Consider the following 17,113-nt stretch of genomic DNA (forward strand, 5'->3'; position numbering starts at 1 on the left):
CTCGTGGGGACTCGGCGGGCTGGTGCCGGTCCGGGTGGGGGCTCGGCGGGCCAGGGGCGAGCCGGCCCGCTCAGGTGCTCAGGCGGTGGGCCAGGTCTTCGCGACCAGGGTCAGCACGTCGTAGGTCGCCACGACCTCGTCCTTCTGGTTGTGCAGGACCGCGTCCCAGCGCACCTCGCCGTACTCGTCGGTCACCCGCGGGGTGATCTGCTTGGCGGTCAGGGTCACCCGGATGGCGTCGTCGTAGGTCACCGGAGTGATGAAGCGCAGGTTCTCCAGGCCGTAGTTGGCCAGCACGGGGCCGGGCGCGGGCTCCACGAACAGGCCGGCCGCCCAGGCCACGAGCAGGTAGCCGTGGGCCACGCGCCGCGGGAAGAACGGGTTGGCGGTGGCGGCCTCCTCGTCGGTGTGGGCGTAGAACGTGTCGCCGGTCTTCTCGGCGAAGGCCGTGATGTCCTCGAGGGTCACGGTGCGCAGGTCCGAGGCGAGCTGGTCGCCGATGCGCAGGGTCTCGAGCGACTTGCGGAACGGGTGCTCGCCCGTGCCGTTCTCCACGTCCTGACGGGTCACGGTGTTCGCGGCCGCTCCGCGGTGCCACACCCCCGTCACGGCGGTGAGGGTGTCCGGCGAGCCCTGGATGGCCGTGCGCTGCATGTAGTGCTTGACGCCGCGCACGCCGCCGAGCTCCTCGCCGCCGCCGGCGCGGCCGGGCCCGCCGTGGACCAGGTGCGGCATGGGCGAGCCGTGGCCGGTCGAGGACTTGGCGTCCTGCCGGTTCAGGAAGTGCATGCGGCCGTGGTGGGCGCCCAGGCCCGCGGCGATCCGGGCGGCAGTGGGCCCGTCGTTCGTGCACACGGTCGCGACCAGCGAGCCGCCACCGCGCACGGCGAGCCGCACGGCGTCGTCGACGTCCGTGTAGCCGAGCACCGAGGTCACGGGGCCGAAGGCCTCGACGGAGTGGACCTCCGGGGTCTCCGGGTCGTCGAAGGACAGCAGTGTCACGGGGAAGAAGGCGCCCGTCTCGGCGCCGGGCAGCTCGAGCAGTGCCTCGGGCCCGCCCAGCCGCACCGTGCCACCGGCGTCGACCAGGCTCTGCACGGCCTTGCGGACCTCGTTCTGCTGCTCCTTGGACGCCAGCGCCCCCATGGTGACGCCCTCGGTGCGGGGGTCGCCGATGACCACGCGCTCCTGCACCCGCTGCGCGACCGCCGCCACGACGTCCTCCACGCGCTCATGCGGCACGATCACGCGGCGGATCGCGGTGCACTTCTGGCCGGCCTTGGCGGTGATCTCCGTGAACACGGCCTTGACGAACGCCTCGAACTCGGGGGTGTCGGGAGTGGCGTCGGGGCCCAGGATCGCGGCGTTGAGGGAGTCGGTCTCGGCGGTGAAGTGGACCCCGCCGTTGACGACGTTGTCGTGCTCGCGCAGGGTCCGGGCGGTGGCCGCGGAACCGGTGAACGCCACGTGGTCGCGGTAGTCGAGGGGGTCCAGCAGGTCGCGGGCGGAGCCGGAGATCAGCTGCAGCGAGCCCTCGGGGAGGATGCCGGACTCGATCATCAGGCGCACGCAGGCCTCGGTGACGTAGCCGGTGGGGGTCGCGGGCTTGACGATGCTCGGCACGCCGGCGAGGAAGGCCGGAGCGAACTTCTCGAGCATGCCCCACACCGGGAAGTTGAAGGCGTTGATCTGCACGGCCACGCCGGGCAGCCGGGTGTAGAGGTGCTCACCCAGGAAGGAGCCGTCCTTGGAGAGCTGCTCCACGGCCCCGTCCACGATGGTGTGGGCGTTGGGCAGCTCCGCACGGCCCTTGGTGGAGAAGATGAACAGGGTGCCGATCCCGCCGTCCACGTCGAGGAAGTGGTCCTTGAGGGTGGACCCGGTCGCATAGGAGAGCTCGTAGAGCTCCTGCTTGTGCGCCGTCAGGTGCTGCGCGAGCTCCTTGAGCTTGAGCGCCCGCTCGTGGATGGTGAACTCCCCGAGGGAGCGCTGGCCCACCGTGCGGCCGTACTCGACGGCGGAGGCGACGTCGAGGCCGTCGGTGGACACCTGGGCGACGACCTCTCCCGTCGAGGCGTCGGTGACGTCCACGACCTTCTGAGGGGTCTCGGGGATCCACCACCGGCCTCCCACGTAGCTGGGGAGAATCGTCTTGGTCAGTACTGCCATGGTCCGGGTCCTTTCGGGACTTCGGCTCGTGCCGGAATCTATTCCTGAACGATCGGTCGGTATGTAAGTCGAGTTAACACTACTTCACAATCGATCCAGTGAGAAGTCCGGGCCGGTGCTGGACCACCTGCGACGAGGGCCTACGGGGGTCGGCGCGGACGATGCCCCGGAAGTCCTCGGGGAACGCAGAGGAGCAGAAAAGGCAGCCGCCGCCACAGGTGAAGACCTGTGGCGGCGGCTGCCTGCTCCGGTTCCGCGGAAAGGTTCGGCCGAGAGGTTCGGCCGAGAGGTTCCGCGGAAAGGGCCGGCGGAAGGGTAGGACCCTAGTGGGCCGCGATCCGCTGGCTCGGCGGGACGCTGGCCGGATCGCCCGGGTCGATGCCCGTCGTGGCCTGGAAGCGGATCCGGTCGAACAGCAGGTCGGCCTCGACCTTGTCCTCGTTCCGCGGCTGGGTCGCCAGCGACACCAGCCACATGACGAGGAACCCGACGGGGATCGAGATGAGGCCCGGCGACTTGAGCGGGATGAGGGCGCTCTCCTGGAGGAAGATCGGGCTCACCAGGATCATCCCCACCGCGGTCACCAGGCCCGCGATCATGCCCCACATGACTCCCTTGGCCGTCGCCCTGCGGGCGTACATGGTGAAGAGCAGCGCCGGCAGGTTGGCCGAGGCCGCCACGGCGATGGCGAGCGTGGCGAGGAACGCGACGTTCTGGTTCTGCACCAGCAGGGCGACGAGCATGGCGACGACCGCGCTCGAGACGGTCGCGATGCGGGCCACCTTGAGCTGCTGGGTGTGGTCCACGGCGCCCTTGCGCAGCAGCTTGCCGTAGATGTCGTGCGAGATCGCGCCGGTCGTGGCGATGACCAGACCGGAGAGCGCCGCGAGGATGGTCGCGAAGGCGACGGCCGAGACGAACGCGAGGAGCAGGTCGCCGCCGAGGGTCGACGCGAGCAGCGGCATGGTCATGTTGCCGCCGGACTTGGCCGCCGCGGCGAAGCGCTGCTCGTCGATGAGGAGCAGGCCGGCGTACGCCAGGACGGGCAGGGTGATGAGGAAGCACGCGAAGATCCAGATCGACGTCACGGCCGAGGTCCGGGCCGCCCTGGAGTCCTTGACTGTGAGGAAGCGGATCATGACGTGCGGCAGGCCGAGGACGCCCAGGGTCACGCCGAAGATCAGCGAGAACTGCTCCCACTGGGCGGCGGCGCCTGCCCGCGTGGGCTGGAGCATCTTGCCGCCGGTCGCCTCGTCGACGCGGCGGAAGACCTCCAACGGGTTCCAGCCGAACTGCGCCAGGACGAACATGAGGAGGAGGATGCCCGCGAGGAGCAGCAGCACCGTCTTGATGATCTGGATGTAGGTCGTCGCGAGCATGCCCCCGACGAGGGTGTAGAGCGTGGTGAGGACGCCGATGATGACGGCCGCGACGACGTAGTCCAGCCCGAAGAGGAGCTGGATGAGCAGTGCCGCGCCGACGAACTGGGCGACCATGTAGAGCAGCGAGACGACGATCGAGCTGGTCGCGATGGCGCCGCGCACCCCGTCGCCGCGGAAGCGGGTGGCGAGCACGTCACCGAGGGTGAAGTGGCCGAGGTTGCGCAGGGGCTCGGCGATCAGGAGCATGGCGAGCAGGAAGGCGATGGGGATGTAGACGGCGAGGTAGAAGCCGTTGAAGCCGCCCAGCGCGATGGCGCCGGTGGTGCCGAGGAAGGTCGCCGCCGAGATGAAGTCGCCGGCGATGGCGACGCCGTTCTGGCGGCCCGAGATCGACCCCGTGGCGACGAGGTGGGACTCCACGGACTTGTTCCGCTTGCCGGCCCAGTAGGTGATGTAGAGGGTGATCGCGACGAATACCGCGAAGAGGACGGATGCTTCGGTGCTCACGGGCGGGTCTCCTTGTCGTGCTGGGTCGGGGTCTCGTCGACCGTGCCGTGCGCACGGGATTCCGCGTGCGACTTCTCCTCGTCGGCGAGCTCGGCCTCGAGCTGGGCCTCGTGCTTCTCCCACTCGGTCCAGTCCTCGTAGTGGGCGGCGGTCTCGTCGAGGTGGGCGGGCCGCAGCTCGTCCTCGACCTTGTCCATCGCGCGCTTGTAGACCGTCGTGAGGACGACGACGAGGAAGAACAGCGCGAAGGCGTAGAGGTAGGCCCACGAGAGGCCGTCGGCGGCGAACCCGTCGAGAACGCTGGTGAAGTTGGTGAGCACCTGCTGGAGGAAGAAGGCCACCAGGGTGATGATCACGAGGGGTCGGACGATCCGACGGCGTACGGCTGTCATCCCCTCGTAGTACTCCCGAGAGGCATCGGCGTTGGCGGTGGTGCTGTTCTGGATTTCCATTCCACGATCCTTTCTGGGGGGAGCCGTCCGGTGTCCGGCGTGCTCCGTCCCCGTTCCGGCCCCGGGGCGGGGAAGCCCGCACGCCCGGAAGCGGGCATGCGTGACCTCCACCCGGTGGAGTCGCCTCCTCCCGGGTGCCGGGGGCTTGTCGTGCTCGATGTGTGGTGGAGTGCCGGAGCGGCACCGCAGCTGGTGCGGGGTGCCGCTCCGGCGGGGCTCACATGTCCATGCCGCCGTTGACGCTCAGGACCTGGCCGGTGATGAACGACGACTCGTCGGCGGCGAGGAAGTGGACGGCCCGGGCGATCTCCTCCGGGTCCGCGAAGCGGTGGGCGGGGATCTGGTCGTAGAGGTTGTTGCGGATGGCCTCCGGGATGGCCTGGACCATCTCGGTGTCGACGACGCCGGGGCTCACGGTGTTGATCGTGAGCCCGACGCCGGCGTCGAGCTTGCCGCTGCGCTTGAGGAGGAAGGACACCTCGCGCGCCAGGCTCTTGCTCATCCCGAACAGGCCGGCCTTGGACGCGGCGTAGTTGGTCTGGCCGATGTTGCCGATCTCGCCGACGATCGACGAGACGTTGACGACCCGGCCGGTGCCGCGCTCGAGCATGTGCCGCAGCGCCGCCTGGGACATGAAGAAGGCGCCGGAGAGGTTGACGTCGATGACCTTGTGCCACTCGTCGTCGGTCATCTTGAGGAAGGTCTTGTCGAGGGTGATGCCCGCGTTGTTGACGAGGATGTCCAGCCGCCCGTGCTGCTCCAGCACCTCGGCGACGACCCGCCGGCAGTCCTCCGGCTGACCGACGTTGCCCTTGTGCACCGAGAAGGTGCCGTCGGGGTACGTCTCGCGGAGCTCGCCGAGGAACTCCTGCGCCGCCTCGTCGTTGCCGCTGTAGCCCGCCGCCACGACGGCGCCCTGGGACGCGAAGCTCCGGCAGATCGCCGCGCCGATGCCCCGGGTGCCGCCGGTGACCAGGGCGACGCGGCCGTCGAGCCTGCTCGTGCCGAGGCGGTCGCCCTTGCTGATCGCGTTCATGAATCTCTCCGTTCGATTGTGCGGGAGGTACCACGGAACTGTGCGATCAGTATGCCCCTGTCGTTGTGGACCTCGACGTCGTAGAGCCCGTTGCGGCCCCACCGGCTCGTCTCCCGCGCGGTGGCCGTGAGGAGGTCGCCGGCGTGCGCGGGCGCGATGTAGTGGATCTGCACCGATGCGGCGACGGTCACCGGGCCGTGGGAGTTGCAGGCGCACGCGAACGCGGTGTCGGCCACCGTGAAGATGTACCCGCCGTGGCACGTCGCGTGCCCCTGCAGCATCTGGTCGGTCACCCGCATCGTCACGGTGGCGGCGCCGAGACGGAGCTCGGTCACCTCCATGCCGAGGGCCGCCGAGGCGACGTCGTCACGGATCATCCGCTCCGCCGCGGTGAAGTCGATCTGCGGGTCGGTGCGGGGCATCGTCATGACCGGGGCCCGGTCCTGCGCCGCGCCGGGCGTCATGCTGTCGCTCATCAGCCGTTCCGCAGGTCGACGAGCCGCTTGGCCTTGCCCTCGGAGCGCGGCAGGCTCAGGGGCAGCAGCACCTCGGTGTGGACGCTGACGCCGATGACGTCCTTGATCCGTCCCTTGACCTGCTTGGCCAGGGTGTGGCGGTCCTGCTCGCCCTGGGCGACCTCGCGGCACTCGACGAGGACGTCGAGGCTGTCCATGCGGCCGTTCTTCTTGAGCTTCAGCTGGTACTGCGCGGTGAGACCCGGGATCCCGAGGATGATCTCCTCGATCTGGCTCGGGAACAGGTTGACCCCGCGCAGGATGATCATGTCGTCGTTGCGACCGGTGATCTTCTCGATGCGGCGGAAGGAGCGGGCCGTGCCGGGCAGCAGCCGGGTGAGGTCCCGGGTCCGGTACCGGATGATCGGGAAGGCCTCCTTGGTGAGGGAGGTGAAGACGAGCTCGCCCTCCTCGCCGTCGGGGAGCACCTCGCCGGTGACCGGGTCGATGATCTCCGGGTAGAAGTGGTCCTCCCACACGTGGAGGCCGTCCTTGGTCTCGACGGTCTCGCACGCGACGCCCGGGCCGACGACCTCGGAGAGGCCGTAGATGTCGATCGCGTGGATGTCGAGCTTCTGCTCCATCTCGCGGCGCATCTCTTCGGTCCACGGCTCCGCGCCGAAGATGCCGACCTTGAGCGAGGTGGAGCGGGGGTCGATGTTGAGCCGCTCCATCTCGTCGAGGAGGGTCATCATGTAGGAGGGCGTGACGACGATGACGTCGGGCTTGAAGTCCTGGATGAGCTGGATCTGGCGCTCGGTCTGGCCCCCGGACATCGGCACCACGGTGCACCCGAGGCGCTCGGCGCCCGCGTGGAGGCCGAGGCCGCCGGTGAACAGGCCGTAGCCGTAGGCGTTGTGGACCATCATCCCCTTGCGGACGCCGGCCGCACGGAGGGAGCGGGCGACCATGTCGGCCCACATGTTGAGGTCGTTCTGGGTGTAGCCCACGACGATCGGCTTGCCCGTCGTGCCGCTCGAGCCGTGGATCCGCTTGACCTCGGGGAGGGGGACCGCGAACATCCCGAACGGGTAGGTCTTGCGCAGGTCGTCCTTCACGGTGAACGGGAACCGGGCGAGGTCCTTGAGCTCCGTGATGTCACCAGGGTGGACACCGGCCTCGTCGAAGCGCTGCCGGTAGAGCGGAACGTGCTTGTAGGCGTGGTTCAGCGACCACTTCATCCGCTCGAGCTGGACTTCTTCGATCTCGTCGCGGGACGCGCGCTCGATGGGCTCGAGATCGATGGTCCGGGGAGAGAGGTCCTGCATGGGTGGTATCCTTTCGGGACGACATTGTCAGTGAGCGGATAATCAGTGAGCGGATGATCGGATTCGGAGCGGGCTGCGGGGCCCGCGTCCTGTTCCTGCGGGGAAGATGCTCCGCCGCTCAGCACGGCGGGACGTACGAGGCCCGAGAATGCCGGGCACGACGGCATGGACGAGGAAATGGTCGGACTGCGCAGAGCACTCCCGGCCTCATCTGTGACGGACGCTAACTGACCGACCGTTCGGAAGTCCAAAACCTCCACGTCACGCAATCTCACACGGCGTAATGCTGTCGACGCCCCGCGACGAGTCGCCCCGTCCGCGTCCGCGTCCGGTATCGCGTCCCTCTGAACGGACGCAGAGCCCCCAGGGACCCCTCCGTTGCGGTGCCGGACTGCGGCAATGCACCGGGGGCGCCGTCTGTCAATCCCCCTCCCCAACTCACTCGAATGTGACCCCTGCCCCCTCTGCTCCTCGGGGGCCGGCTGTATAGTTCTGATCGAACGGTCGGTCAGCAATTCCCTCCCACCGTGGCCCTCGTCACGGGCGGCCGGAGGGAGTCCGCTGTCCGGCGCACCGCCACGGCGTCGTCGATGACGACGGAGGGAGGCAGCACCTGGTGACCCGATTCGTCGTGACCTACCGCATGCCGGCGAGCGCCGACGCCGCCGCCCGCTTCGAGGCGGACTACCGCAGCAACCATCTCCCCCTGGTGGCCCGCACCCCCGGCCTGACCCGCGTGGAGATCTCCCGTGTGACCAGGACGGTGGCAGGATCCCCGGCGCCGATGCTGGTGGCGGTCCTCACCTTCGCCGATGCAACCGCGATGCGCGACGGCATGCGGAGCGAGCAGTGGGCCGCGTCGGGCCGGAACCTGGCCGAGATCGGAGGCCTCGAGCTGGCGACCATGTTCACCCTCGACGAGCCCGAGGTCCTCGACCTGGGGCGCTGACGAACTACCCGAACCACCGCCCCGGCGCCCGCCGGGCCGACCCAAAGGAGTGTCTCCCCGTGAAGGCAGCTTTACTCGAATCCGCACCCGGTGAACTGGTCATCGTCGACGACGTCGAGCACGACGCCGTCGGCCCCCGCGAGGTGCTCATCAAGACCGCAGCCGCCGGCGTGTGCCACAGCGACCTGCACTACATGCAGGGGAAGTACCGCACCCGCACCCCAACCGTCGTCGGGCACGAGGCCTCCGGCGTCGTCCTCGAGGTCGGCTCCGACGTCACCTACGTCAAGCCCGGCGACCACGTCGTCACCTGCCTCAGCGTCTTCTGCGGGGTCTGCGAGTACTGCCTCTCCGGCCAGCTGGTCCTGTGCTCCAAGCGGGCCACCCGCCGGGGCCGTGGGAAGCCGCAGCGGCTCAAGCGCGGGGGCGAGGACATCAACCAGTTCCTCGACGTCTCGGCCTTCGCCGAGCGCATGCTGGTGCACGAGAACGCCGTCGCCAAGGTCGGCACCGACCTCCCGCTCGACCGTGCGGCCCTGCTCGGCTGCGCCGTCACGACCGGTCTGGGAGCGGTGATCCGTACCGCCAAGGTCGAGGCCGGTTCGACCGTCGCCGTCATCGGCTGCGGCGGCGTGGGCCTCAACGTCATCCAGGGCGCCGCCCTCTCGGGCGCCGCCAAGATCATCGCGGTCGACCGGCTCACGGACAAGCTCGAGATGGCCAAGGGCTTCGGCGCGACCCACGTCATCGACGCCTCCGACGCCGACGCGGTGCAGGCCGTGAAGGACATCACCGGCGACGGCGTCGACTACGCCTTCGAGGCGATCGGCCTGAAGCCGACGACCGAGCAGGCCTTCGCGATGCTCCGCCCCGGCGGCACGGCCGTCGTCGTCGGCATGATCCCCCTCGGCACCTCGATCGAGCTGCCCGGCGTCGACTTCATGTACGAGAAGAAGCTGGTCGGCTCGCTCATGGGCTCGAACCAGTTCCGCACCGACATGCCCCGCTACGCGGAGCTCTACACCCAGGGCCGGCTCAAGCTCGACGAGCTCGTCTCCGCCCGGCTCCCCCTGGAGCAGGTCAACGAGGCGTTCGCCGAGATGGAGCGCGGCTCCGTCGCCCGCAGCGTCATCGTCTTCGACTGACGGCCGGCGGTTCCCGGCCGACAGGGCCACCAGGCACACCATCCCACTAGAGCGCAGGAGTCACCCATGGCGATCATCAAACGGATCCGCTATTCCACGATGGAGGACACCTTCGTGCGGATCATGAACCTCAAGGTCCGCATCCGGCGCCAGGAGAACCCTGGCATGCCGCTGCTGCTCATCAACGGGCTGGGCGCCTGCCTCGAGGCCTGGGAACCGCTGACCCGACGCTTCCAGGGGCGGGACATCATCGCCGTCGACCACCCGGGCACCGGGCTGTCGAGCCCGCCGAACCATCTCCTCACGATGGCCGAGCTCGCCGAGTTCTACACCGCGGTGCTCGACGCCCTCGGGGTCAAGCGGGCGGACGTCCTCGGGTTCTCCTTCGGCGGCACGATCGCGCAGCAGCTGGCCAAGGACCACCCCCGCTACGTCAACTCGCTCATCCTGGCCGGCACCGCCCCCGGGGTCGGCGGCATCCCCGCAGACCCCCTCACCATCATGACGGCGGCCAACCCGATGCGCTACTTCATCCCGCTGGTGCGCGAGATGGCGGCGCCGATCATCTACCGCGGCCGCTGCGGCCGGTACCCGCGCCTGTTCGAGGACGAGCTGTCGGGCTGGGACGCGCACCGCACGACCCTGGTCGGCGTCAGCGCCCAGATCGCGGCCTTCGCCGGGTGGTCGTCGCTCCCGTGGCTGCCGCTGATCAACAAGCCGACCCTGGTCCTCTGCGGGGAGGAGGACCCGATGGCGCCGGTGGCCAACAGCCGCCTCATCGCCTCGATCATTCCCCGCGCCGAGCTGCACGTGGTCGAGGAGGGCGGGCACCTCTTCCTGTTCGACCTGCCCGACCACGCGGCCCCCCGCATCCTCGACTTCCTCGCCCGGGTGAACGACACCGACGTCGCCGTTGCCTGAGCAGGCGCACTATCTAGGAGAACCGTCCACATGAGCACCGAGACCGAACTGCCCGACGAGGAGCAGGCCCTCGAGGCCGCGGCCGACGCCGCGCTCGGCGGAGAGCTGCTGTCCACTCTCGACCCCCTCCTCCTGATGGAGTCGCTCGCGCGCACGCTGACCCCCGCCGGCCTGTTCCGGGTCAGCGCGTCCCTGGCGCAGCAGATCCCGCTCATCGCGCTGGGGCTCCAGCCCGCCGAGCTGCCGGCCAAGGACCTCCGGTTCGCCGACGCGACGTTCGGCGAGAACCAGTTCTACCGGCGCATCGCGGCGGTGTACTCGGTCTGGGAGAAGGAGATGATGGCCCTCGTCGAGGAGGGCGACGTCGACTGGCGCACGCGGGAGCGGGCACGGATGGCCATGTCGGCGATCACGACCGCCCTCGCCCCCACCAACACGCTGCCCGGCAATCCGGAGGCGCTCAGGCTCGCCGTCTCGACGGGCGGGATGTCCCTGGTCAGCGGCCTGATGAACTTCGTCCGGGACCTGACCACGAACCGCGGCTACCCCGCCCAGGTCGACAAGAGCGCGTTCGAGGTGGGCCGCAACCTCGCCGTCACCCCCGGCTGGGTCGTGCACCGCACCGAGATGTTCGAGCTCATCCACTACACCCCGACCGAGGCCCAGGTGGGATCGGTGCCGATGCTGCTGCTTCCGCCGCCGGTCAACAAGTACTACTTCTGGGACCTCGCGCCGGGCCGGAGCATGATCGAGTACGCCGTGGGCCGCGGCGTGGACATGTGGACCATCGTCTGGCGCGACCCCCGGGAGGACAACGGGGACTGGGGCGTCGAGTCCTACCTCACGGCGTGCCGGGAGGCCGTCGACGTCGTCCTCGAGGTGACCGGCAGCGACGACCTCCACATGTTCGGCGACTGCTCCGGTGGCATGCTCCTCACGATGCTCCTCGCCCACCAGGCGGCGATCGGCGAGCGGCGGATCCGCACCGGGACGATGGGCGTCACGGTAGCCGACTTCGGGGAGCCCGGCGGCATCGGCGCGACCGCGTCGGACCGTGGCCTGGAGAAGGTCCGCGAGCGCGCCGAGAAGAAGGAGGTCATCAGCGCCGACGACATCGCCAAGACCTTCGCGTGGATGCGGCCCAACGACCTCGTCTGGCGCTACCTCGTCGACGAGTGGCTCCTCGGCAAGAAGCCGCCGGTCTTCGACATCATGTACTGGAACTCGGACGGGCAGGGCATGCCGGCGCAGTTCGCCTACGACATGACCCGGATGTCCCTGGACAACAGCCTGATCCGGCCCGGTGGGATGACCGTGCTGGGGACGCCGCTCGACCTGGGGGCGGTCGACGTCGACACGTACCACGTCGCCGGGCTCACCGACCACATCTCGCCGTGGAAGGGCTGCTACGCCGGCGCCCGGGCGATCGGCGGGGACGCGACCTTCGTCCTGACCCCCACCGGGCACGTCCAGTCCATCATCTATCCGATGGGCAAGCGCCGGGCGGCCTTCTGGAGCGGCCCGAAGGTCGACGTCGAGGCCGAGGCGTGGCACGCCGCCGCCCAGCGCACCGACGACTCCTGGTGGGAGCACTGGGTGGACTGGGTCCTCGAGCGCAGCGACGGCACCCGGGAGGCCCCCGCGGAGCCGGGGAACAGCAAGTACCAGCCGATCGTGCCCGCACCGGGCCGCTACGTCCATGGAGAGTGAGCACACTGTGGATCGTTTGACCGTCATGGACGCCTCGTTCGTCTACAGCGAGGACGGACTGAGCCACAACGACGTCAGCATGGTCCTCATCTTCGACGGGCCCGCGCCGACCCGCGTGGAGATCATGCAGGCCATCGCCGACCGCATCGCCCTCGTGCCGCGCTTCCGCCAGAAGATCCGCCACCTGCCCTTCGCCGTGGGTCTGCCGGTGTGGGTCGACGACGTCTCCTTCGACATCGACCGGCACGTCAAGGTCCGTCCCGCCCAGGCGGCCGAGGACCCGGTCGGCCAGGCGGTCTCGCGCATCATGTCGGTCCCCATGGACATGACCATCCCGCTGTGGCAGGTGCACCTCGTCCCCGGCCTGCCCGACGACCGCTGGCTGCTCGTCGTGCGGATGCACCACGCGATGGTGGACGGCGTGAACTCCACCGAGATCGTCCGGCTGCTCCTCAGCCCCGATCCCGAGGGCGAACCGCCCGTGCTCGACAACTGGGTGCCCAAGCCGGACGTGCCCGACCACGTCCTGCTCCAGCGCCACGCGCAGGACGCCTGGAGCGACTCCGTCAAGGCGTGGAACGACCTGGTGCAAGGCAACGTCCAGTGGCCCACCGTGCCCGAGACGTTCGACCCGAGCCCCTTCATGCAGTCGGGGATCCCGGTCAACCCGGTGGTGATGAACGGGCCGATCGGGACCGGGCGGCACTACGGGATGGGCTCCGTGCCCCTGTCGACGCTCAAGGAGATCCGGGCAGGGCTGGGCGGCACCATCAACGACGTGGTCCTCGCCGCGTGCGGCTACGGCTACGGCAAGGCGCTGCACGAGAACGTCGACGCCGAGGTGCAGGGCCGCACGATGCGCACCATGGTGCCCGTGTCGCTCAACAGCAACCGGGACGTCGTGGGCGGCAACGAGATCGGCGCGATGGTCGTGGAGATCCCCCTCGGGGACATGCCCGCGGTCGACCGCCTCGCGCGCATCCACGAGCAGACGGGCGCCTTCAAGTCCCTGAAGGACGCCATGCCGGCCGACGCCATCAACCCCGGGTCGAGCCTGATGAGTCCCATGATCCTCATGCTCGGCACCCGGATGGCGGCGAGCGCGCCGACCTTCGTCAACACGGTCATCACCAACGTCCCGGGGCCGCAGACCCCGCTCTACCTCCTGGGCCGCAAGATGCACCGGCTCGGGGCGTGCATCGCGCTGTGGGCGCCGCTGCGCATCGCGATCTCCGTGATGTCCTACGACGGCATGGCGACGATCAACGTGGTGACCGACGAGGGCACCTTCCCGACGGTCACCCCCCTCCTGGACGCGATCCAGGAAGGCTTCGACGACCTGCTCGCCGCGGCCCGCGCGGCCGCCTGACGCACCACCTGACAGAAGCACCGGTCCGCGCGGCACGAACGGGCGCGGACCGGCCTGACTGCCCACGGGCGGATTGGACGGACATGACACACAGGGTCAGCAGCTATGTGGCAGGACAGTGGCACACCCCCACGGGAGAGAACGGACTGAGGGTGACGGACCCGACGAACGGGGAGGTCATCGCGCTGGTGAACGCCGAGGACGTCGACGTCGACGCCGCGGTCACCACGGCGCGCACCGAGGGCGGGCCCGCGCTGCGGGCGATGACCTTCCACGAGCGGGCGCTCCTGCTCAAGAAGCTCGCGAAGCACCTCGCCGCGCAGGCCGACGAGCTCGTGGGCGGATACACCCGCTCGGGCGTGACGGTCGCCGACGCGCGCATCGACGTCGACGGCGGCACCCAGGTGCTCGCGGCGTACGCCAGGATCGGCCTCAAGGAGTTCCCGGCCGACAACGTCCTGGTGGAGGACGAGGCCCAGCCGCTCATCGGCAATCCGAACTTCGTGGGCCAGATCATCTACACCTCGCGGCCCGGTGTCGCCCTGCACATCAACGCCTTCAACTTCCCCATGTGGGGCATGCTCGAGAAGCTCGCGACGAGCTTCCTGGCCGGGATGCCGTCCATCATCAAGCCGGCGTCGCAGACGTCCCACCTCGCGGAGGCGGTGTTCCGGCGCATCGTCGAGTCGGGGATCCTGCCCGAGGGCACGGTCCAGTTCATTGCCGGCCACCCCCGGGGCCTGCTCGACGGCCTGGGGGTCGGTGACCACATCGCGGTGACCGGTTCGGCGCGGACGGCTGCGACGCTGCGCACCCACCCTGCGGTGGCCGAGCGCGGCGCCGTGCTCAACGCCGAGGCCGACTCGGTCAACGCGACGATCCTGGGCACGGACGCCGGCCGGGGCACCGACGAGTTCGCGCTCTTCGCCAAGAGCATCGTGCGCGAGATGACCTCAAGGAGCGGGCAGAAGTGCACGGCGATCCGGCGGGTCCTGGTGCCCTCCCAGCACGTCGACGCCGTCGTGGAGGAGCTCACCGCCCGGCTCGGCAAGGTCGTCGTGGGCGACCCCCGCACCGAGGGCGTGCACATGGGGCCGCTGGTCAGCGCCACGCAGCGTGCCGACGTCGCGGCGGCCGTGCGGGAGCTGAGCGGGGGAGCGCGGATCGTGGTCGGGGGGCCGGATGCGCCGGCCGCGCCCGAGGGCGCGGCCGAGGAGAACGGCTTCTTCGCCCCCACGCTCCTGGTGGCCACCGATCGGCGGCACCCGGCGGTGCACGGTGTCGAGGCCTTCGGGCCCGTCGCCACGGTCATCCCGTTCGACAGCCCGCAGGAGGCCGCCGAGCTCGCGGCCCTGGGCGAGGGCAGCCTCGTGGCGTCGGTGGTCAGCAACGACGGCGGCTTCATCCGCGACGTCGTCCGTTCGATCGCGCCGTGGCACGGCCGGGTGCTGGTGCTGAACCGGGAGATCGCCCGGGGCGCGACGCCGCACGGCGCCGTGCTGCCGCAGCTCATCCACGGCGGCCCGGGCCGGGCCGGCGGCGGTGAGGAGCTCGGCGGCAAGCGGGGCGTGCTCCACCTCATGCAGGCGACGAGCGTTGCCTCGTCGGCGAACATGAACGTCGCGCTCACCGATCGGTGGAACCCCGGGGCGGACCAGCTCGACCCCGGAGTCCACCCCTTCCGGCTCTACCTCGAGGACCTGCGCCTGGGCGACACCCTGCACACCGGCCGCCGGACGATGACCGAGGAGGACGTCCAGCACTTCGCGGAGTTCACCGGTGACACCTTCTACGCCCACGTCAACGAGGAGGCCGCGGCGGCGAGCCCGATCTTCGAGGGACGGGTCGCGCACGGGTACTTCATCCTCGCGGCCGCGGCGGGACTGTTCGTGGACCCCGAGCCGGGGCCGGTCCTGGCGAACTTCGGCCTGGAGAACCTCCGGTTCGTCCAGCCCGTCTACTTCGGCGACGAGATCAAGCTGCGGCTGACGGCCAAGCACAAGAGCATGCGCGCCGGCACCGGGTGGGGCGAGGTCACGTGGAACGTCGAGGTCACCAACCAGCGCGACGAGATCGTGGCGACCTACGACCTGCTGACCATCAACGCCTCGAAGAACGCCTGAGTCCCTCCCGGGGCGGGTCGGCGGACCCGTCCCGGGAACCGCGCACCCTGCGCAGATCGGCCGATCTGATGGTTGACATACTGAACAGCAGTTCAATATACTGAACATGTAACGCGGCACCACCCCACTCGAAGGAGATCCACCATGAGCATTCCCAACGTTCCCGGCACCCCCCAGGAAGCCGTCCAGGCCATGCAGGCTCAGGCTCTCGAGGCGATCCGCAACGGTCAGGCCGCCACTCTCGAGGCCATCAAGCGCTGGAACGAGGGCATGACCCAGTTCTCCGCCGGCATGCCTGCCACTCCCGAGGTCCCCGAGGAGGTCCGCAGCGCCTTCGGCGAGCCGGAGCAGATCGTGGACTCCGTCTACGACTTCGCCTCCCAGCTGCTCGAGCTCAACAAGCAGTTCGTGCACCAGCTGCTCGAGGCCTCGACCCCCAAGAAGTAGTTCTCGGCCTTCCCAGCCCTTTTCCGCCCGGAGCCGCATCCCGAGATCGGGGTGCGGCTCCCGGCATCGTGCACGGCGCGGTGCCGTGAAGAAGAGAATGAGCCCATGAGCGACCCCGAAGCACCCGCATCACCCCATCCCTGGGAGCAGCAACGACAGGCGATGGGGGCGTTCATCCGTCACCAGCGCGAGCTCGCCAACATGTCGCTGCGGCAGCTGTCCCAGGTGACGCGGATCTCCAACGCGTACCTCTCGCAGATCGAGCGGGGGATGCACGACCCGACCGTGCGGGTCCTGTTGCAGATCGGTGACGCCCTGCACCTCTCGCTCGAGGAGATGCTCCAGAAGGCGGAGGAGACCCAGGGCGCCGAGGACTCCGTGCTCTCCGTCGAGGCCGCCATCGCGGCGGACACCGTGCTCACGACCGAGGAGAAGAAGGCGCTCCTCGCGGTCTACCGCACCTACGTCAGCGCGCACGCCTGACCTGCGACGCATTGTCCGGATCTGGTTGTCCCAGTGGACAGTGACGCGTATCGTCAATGACTGAACGGTCGGTCACTTTATCGGCTCGGCGACGACGCCGGCAGGCCCCCCTCGGCGATCGGTCGGCCCTTCTTCCCGACAGAAACAGGAGTCACAGCCATGGTGCTCACCTTCGAGGACTTGGTCCGCAGTTCCACCGATCAGATGCTCACCGTCCTGACCAGCTGGCAGCAGGGCACGATGGAGGCGTACGCCGCCTGGATGAAGTCGATCGCCCCGCTCATCCCGGACCTGAATCTCTACCACGAGATGCCGACCGCCGTGCAGGACCTCCTCGGCGACCCCGAGAAGATCATCGACGACCTCTATCAGTTCGCGATCGCGGTCCTGAGTCTGCAGCACGAGTTCGTGAAGGAAGTCTTCCGCTCCTCCTTCATCGCCCCCCTCACCCCCTACGTGCCGAACCAGGTCTGACCGACCCGGTTCTTCCCGCACGGTTCATGACGTGCAGGTGATGGAAATAGTGATCACCCGCAAGATATATTGAGCAACGTGCCGTGGGCGTGCTCCACGCAACGGTGGACGCACGGCACATCGGATGGCCCAGGTGCGGCACCGCTGCCGCACAGCCAGGACG

The 17,113-nt window shown here is 69.3% G+C and carries 15 protein-coding genes; 9 read left to right on the top strand and 6 right to left on the bottom strand.

Translation table 11 applies throughout. The annotated features are described in order from the left end of the window. Positions 1-78: 78 nt before the first annotated feature. The 6 genes from paaZ (IEW07_RS04285) to paaK form a co-directional block, all read right to left on the bottom strand. Entirely contained in the window at positions 79-2,169 is a 2,091-nt protein-coding gene (gene paaZ, locus IEW07_RS04285) for a phenylacetic acid degradation bifunctional protein PaaZ (protein WP_188534617.1), read from the bottom strand. 323 nt (positions 2,170-2,492) lie between these two features. Further along, on the bottom strand, positions 2,493-4,058 hold the full coding sequence (locus tag IEW07_RS04290; RefSeq protein WP_188534619.1) for a solute symporter family protein: 1,566 nt from the start codon (positions 4,056-4,058) through the stop codon (positions 2,493-2,495). Continuing rightward, the gene (locus tag IEW07_RS04295) at positions 4,055-4,510 is read right to left on the bottom strand and encodes a DUF485 domain-containing protein (protein WP_188534621.1); all 456 of its coding nucleotides are present in this window, start codon (positions 4,508-4,510) and stop codon (positions 4,055-4,057) included. Before IEW07_RS04295 ends, IEW07_RS04290 begins: the two co-directional genes overlap by 4 nt. Before the next feature lie 217 nt (positions 4,511-4,727). Beyond that, positions 4,728-5,546 carry a 3-oxoacyl-ACP reductase family protein gene (locus IEW07_RS04300; RefSeq protein WP_188534623.1) on the bottom strand — a complete coding sequence of 273 codons (819 nt, stop codon included), beginning with the start codon at positions 5,544-5,546 and terminating at the stop codon, positions 4,728-4,730. Continuing rightward, positions 5,543-6,022, bottom strand: coding sequence for a hydroxyphenylacetyl-CoA thioesterase PaaI (gene paaI, locus IEW07_RS04305; protein ID WP_229741560.1), 480 nt, complete (start codon positions 6,020-6,022; stop codon positions 5,543-5,545). The genes IEW07_RS04300 and paaI overlap by 4 nt, the downstream gene beginning before the upstream one ends. Further along, positions 6,022-7,329 (bottom strand): phenylacetate--CoA ligase PaaK, encoded by a 1,308-nt coding sequence (paaK, locus tag IEW07_RS04310; RefSeq protein ID WP_188534625.1) that lies wholly within the window; start codon positions 7,327-7,329, stop codon positions 6,022-6,024. The genes paaI and paaK overlap by 1 nt, the downstream gene beginning before the upstream one ends. A 616-nt stretch (positions 7,330-7,945) precedes the next feature. On the opposite strand from paaK, the gene IEW07_RS04315 reads away from it, so the two are divergent. The 9 genes from IEW07_RS04315 (at position 7,946) to IEW07_RS04355 (ending at position 16,950) form a co-directional block, all read left to right on the top strand. Then, a complete protein-coding gene (locus IEW07_RS04315) occupies positions 7,946-8,278 on the top strand; it encodes an EthD family reductase (protein WP_188534627.1) in 333 nt (110 codons plus the stop codon). A gap of 59 nt (positions 8,279-8,337) precedes the next feature. After that, a complete protein-coding gene (locus IEW07_RS04320; RefSeq protein ID WP_188534629.1) occupies positions 8,338-9,423 on the top strand; it encodes a Zn-dependent alcohol dehydrogenase in 1,086 nt (361 codons plus the stop codon). Between the two features lie 66 nt (positions 9,424-9,489). Further along, on the top strand, positions 9,490-10,344 hold the full coding sequence (locus IEW07_RS04325) for an alpha/beta fold hydrolase (RefSeq protein WP_188534631.1): 855 nt from the start codon (positions 9,490-9,492) through the stop codon (positions 10,342-10,344). A 30-nt stretch (positions 10,345-10,374) separates the two neighbouring features. Beyond that, positions 10,375-12,054, top strand: coding sequence for a PHA/PHB synthase family protein (locus IEW07_RS04330; protein WP_188534633.1), 1,680 nt, complete (start codon positions 10,375-10,377; stop codon positions 12,052-12,054). Between the two features lie 7 nt (positions 12,055-12,061). Then, positions 12,062-13,423 (top strand): wax ester/triacylglycerol synthase family O-acyltransferase, encoded by a 1,362-nt coding sequence (locus tag IEW07_RS04335; protein ID WP_188534635.1) that lies wholly within the window; start codon positions 12,062-12,064, stop codon positions 13,421-13,423. An 83-nt stretch (positions 13,424-13,506) separates the two neighbouring features. After that, the gene (paaZ, locus tag IEW07_RS04340; RefSeq protein ID WP_188534637.1) at positions 13,507-15,546 is read left to right on the top strand and encodes a phenylacetic acid degradation bifunctional protein PaaZ; all 2,040 of its coding nucleotides are present in this window, start codon (positions 13,507-13,509) and stop codon (positions 15,544-15,546) included. Between the two features lie 144 nt (positions 15,547-15,690). Further along, complete coding sequence (locus tag IEW07_RS04345) at positions 15,691-15,993, top strand: hypothetical protein (RefSeq protein WP_188534639.1); 303 nt, start codon at positions 15,691-15,693, stop codon at positions 15,991-15,993. A gap of 105 nt (positions 15,994-16,098) precedes the next feature. Beyond that, positions 16,099-16,476: a helix-turn-helix domain-containing protein gene (locus tag IEW07_RS04350; RefSeq protein ID WP_188534641.1), complete on the top strand. Its 378-nt coding sequence runs from the start codon at positions 16,099-16,101 to the stop codon at positions 16,474-16,476. 159 nt (positions 16,477-16,635) lie between these two features. Beyond that, positions 16,636-16,950, top strand: a complete 315-nt coding sequence (locus tag IEW07_RS04355) for a hypothetical protein (protein ID WP_188534643.1) — start codon at positions 16,636-16,638, stop codon at positions 16,948-16,950. The last annotated feature ends 163 nt before the right edge of the window (positions 16,951-17,113 follow it).

The organism is Kocuria dechangensis (genome assembly GCF_014636775.1).
In the GTDB taxonomy this organism is placed as follows: domain Bacteria; phylum Actinomycetota; class Actinomycetes; order Actinomycetales; family Micrococcaceae; genus Kocuria; species Kocuria dechangensis.

Coding starts and splice junctions, on each gene's coding strand:
- paaZ (WP_188534617.1), bottom strand. CDS start 2,169: ATGGCAGTACTGACCAAGACGATTCTCCCCAGCTACGTGGGAGGCCGG.
- IEW07_RS04295 (WP_188534621.1), bottom strand. CDS start 4,510: ATGGAAATCCAGAACAGCACCACCGCCAACGCCGATGCCTCTCGGGAG.
- IEW07_RS04300 (WP_188534623.1), bottom strand. CDS start 5,546: ATGAACGCGATCAGCAAGGGCGACCGCCTCGGCACGAGCAGGCTCGAC.
- paaI (WP_229741560.1), bottom strand. CDS start 6,022: ATGAGCGACAGCATGACGCCCGGCGCGGCGCAGGACCGGGCCCCGGTC.
- paaK (WP_188534625.1), bottom strand. CDS start 7,329: ATGCAGGACCTCTCTCCCCGGACCATCGATCTCGAGCCCATCGAGCGC.
- IEW07_RS04325 (WP_188534631.1), top strand. CDS start 9,490: ATGGCGATCATCAAACGGATCCGCTATTCCACGATGGAGGACACCTTC.
- IEW07_RS04330 (WP_188534633.1), top strand. CDS start 10,375: ATGAGCACCGAGACCGAACTGCCCGACGAGGAGCAGGCCCTCGAGGCC.
- paaZ (WP_188534637.1), top strand. CDS start 13,507: ATGACACACAGGGTCAGCAGCTATGTGGCAGGACAGTGGCACACCCCC.
- IEW07_RS04345 (WP_188534639.1), top strand. CDS start 15,691: ATGAGCATTCCCAACGTTCCCGGCACCCCCCAGGAAGCCGTCCAGGCC.
- IEW07_RS04350 (WP_188534641.1), top strand. CDS start 16,099: ATGAGCGACCCCGAAGCACCCGCATCACCCCATCCCTGGGAGCAGCAA.
- IEW07_RS04355 (WP_188534643.1), top strand. CDS start 16,636: ATGGTGCTCACCTTCGAGGACTTGGTCCGCAGTTCCACCGATCAGATG.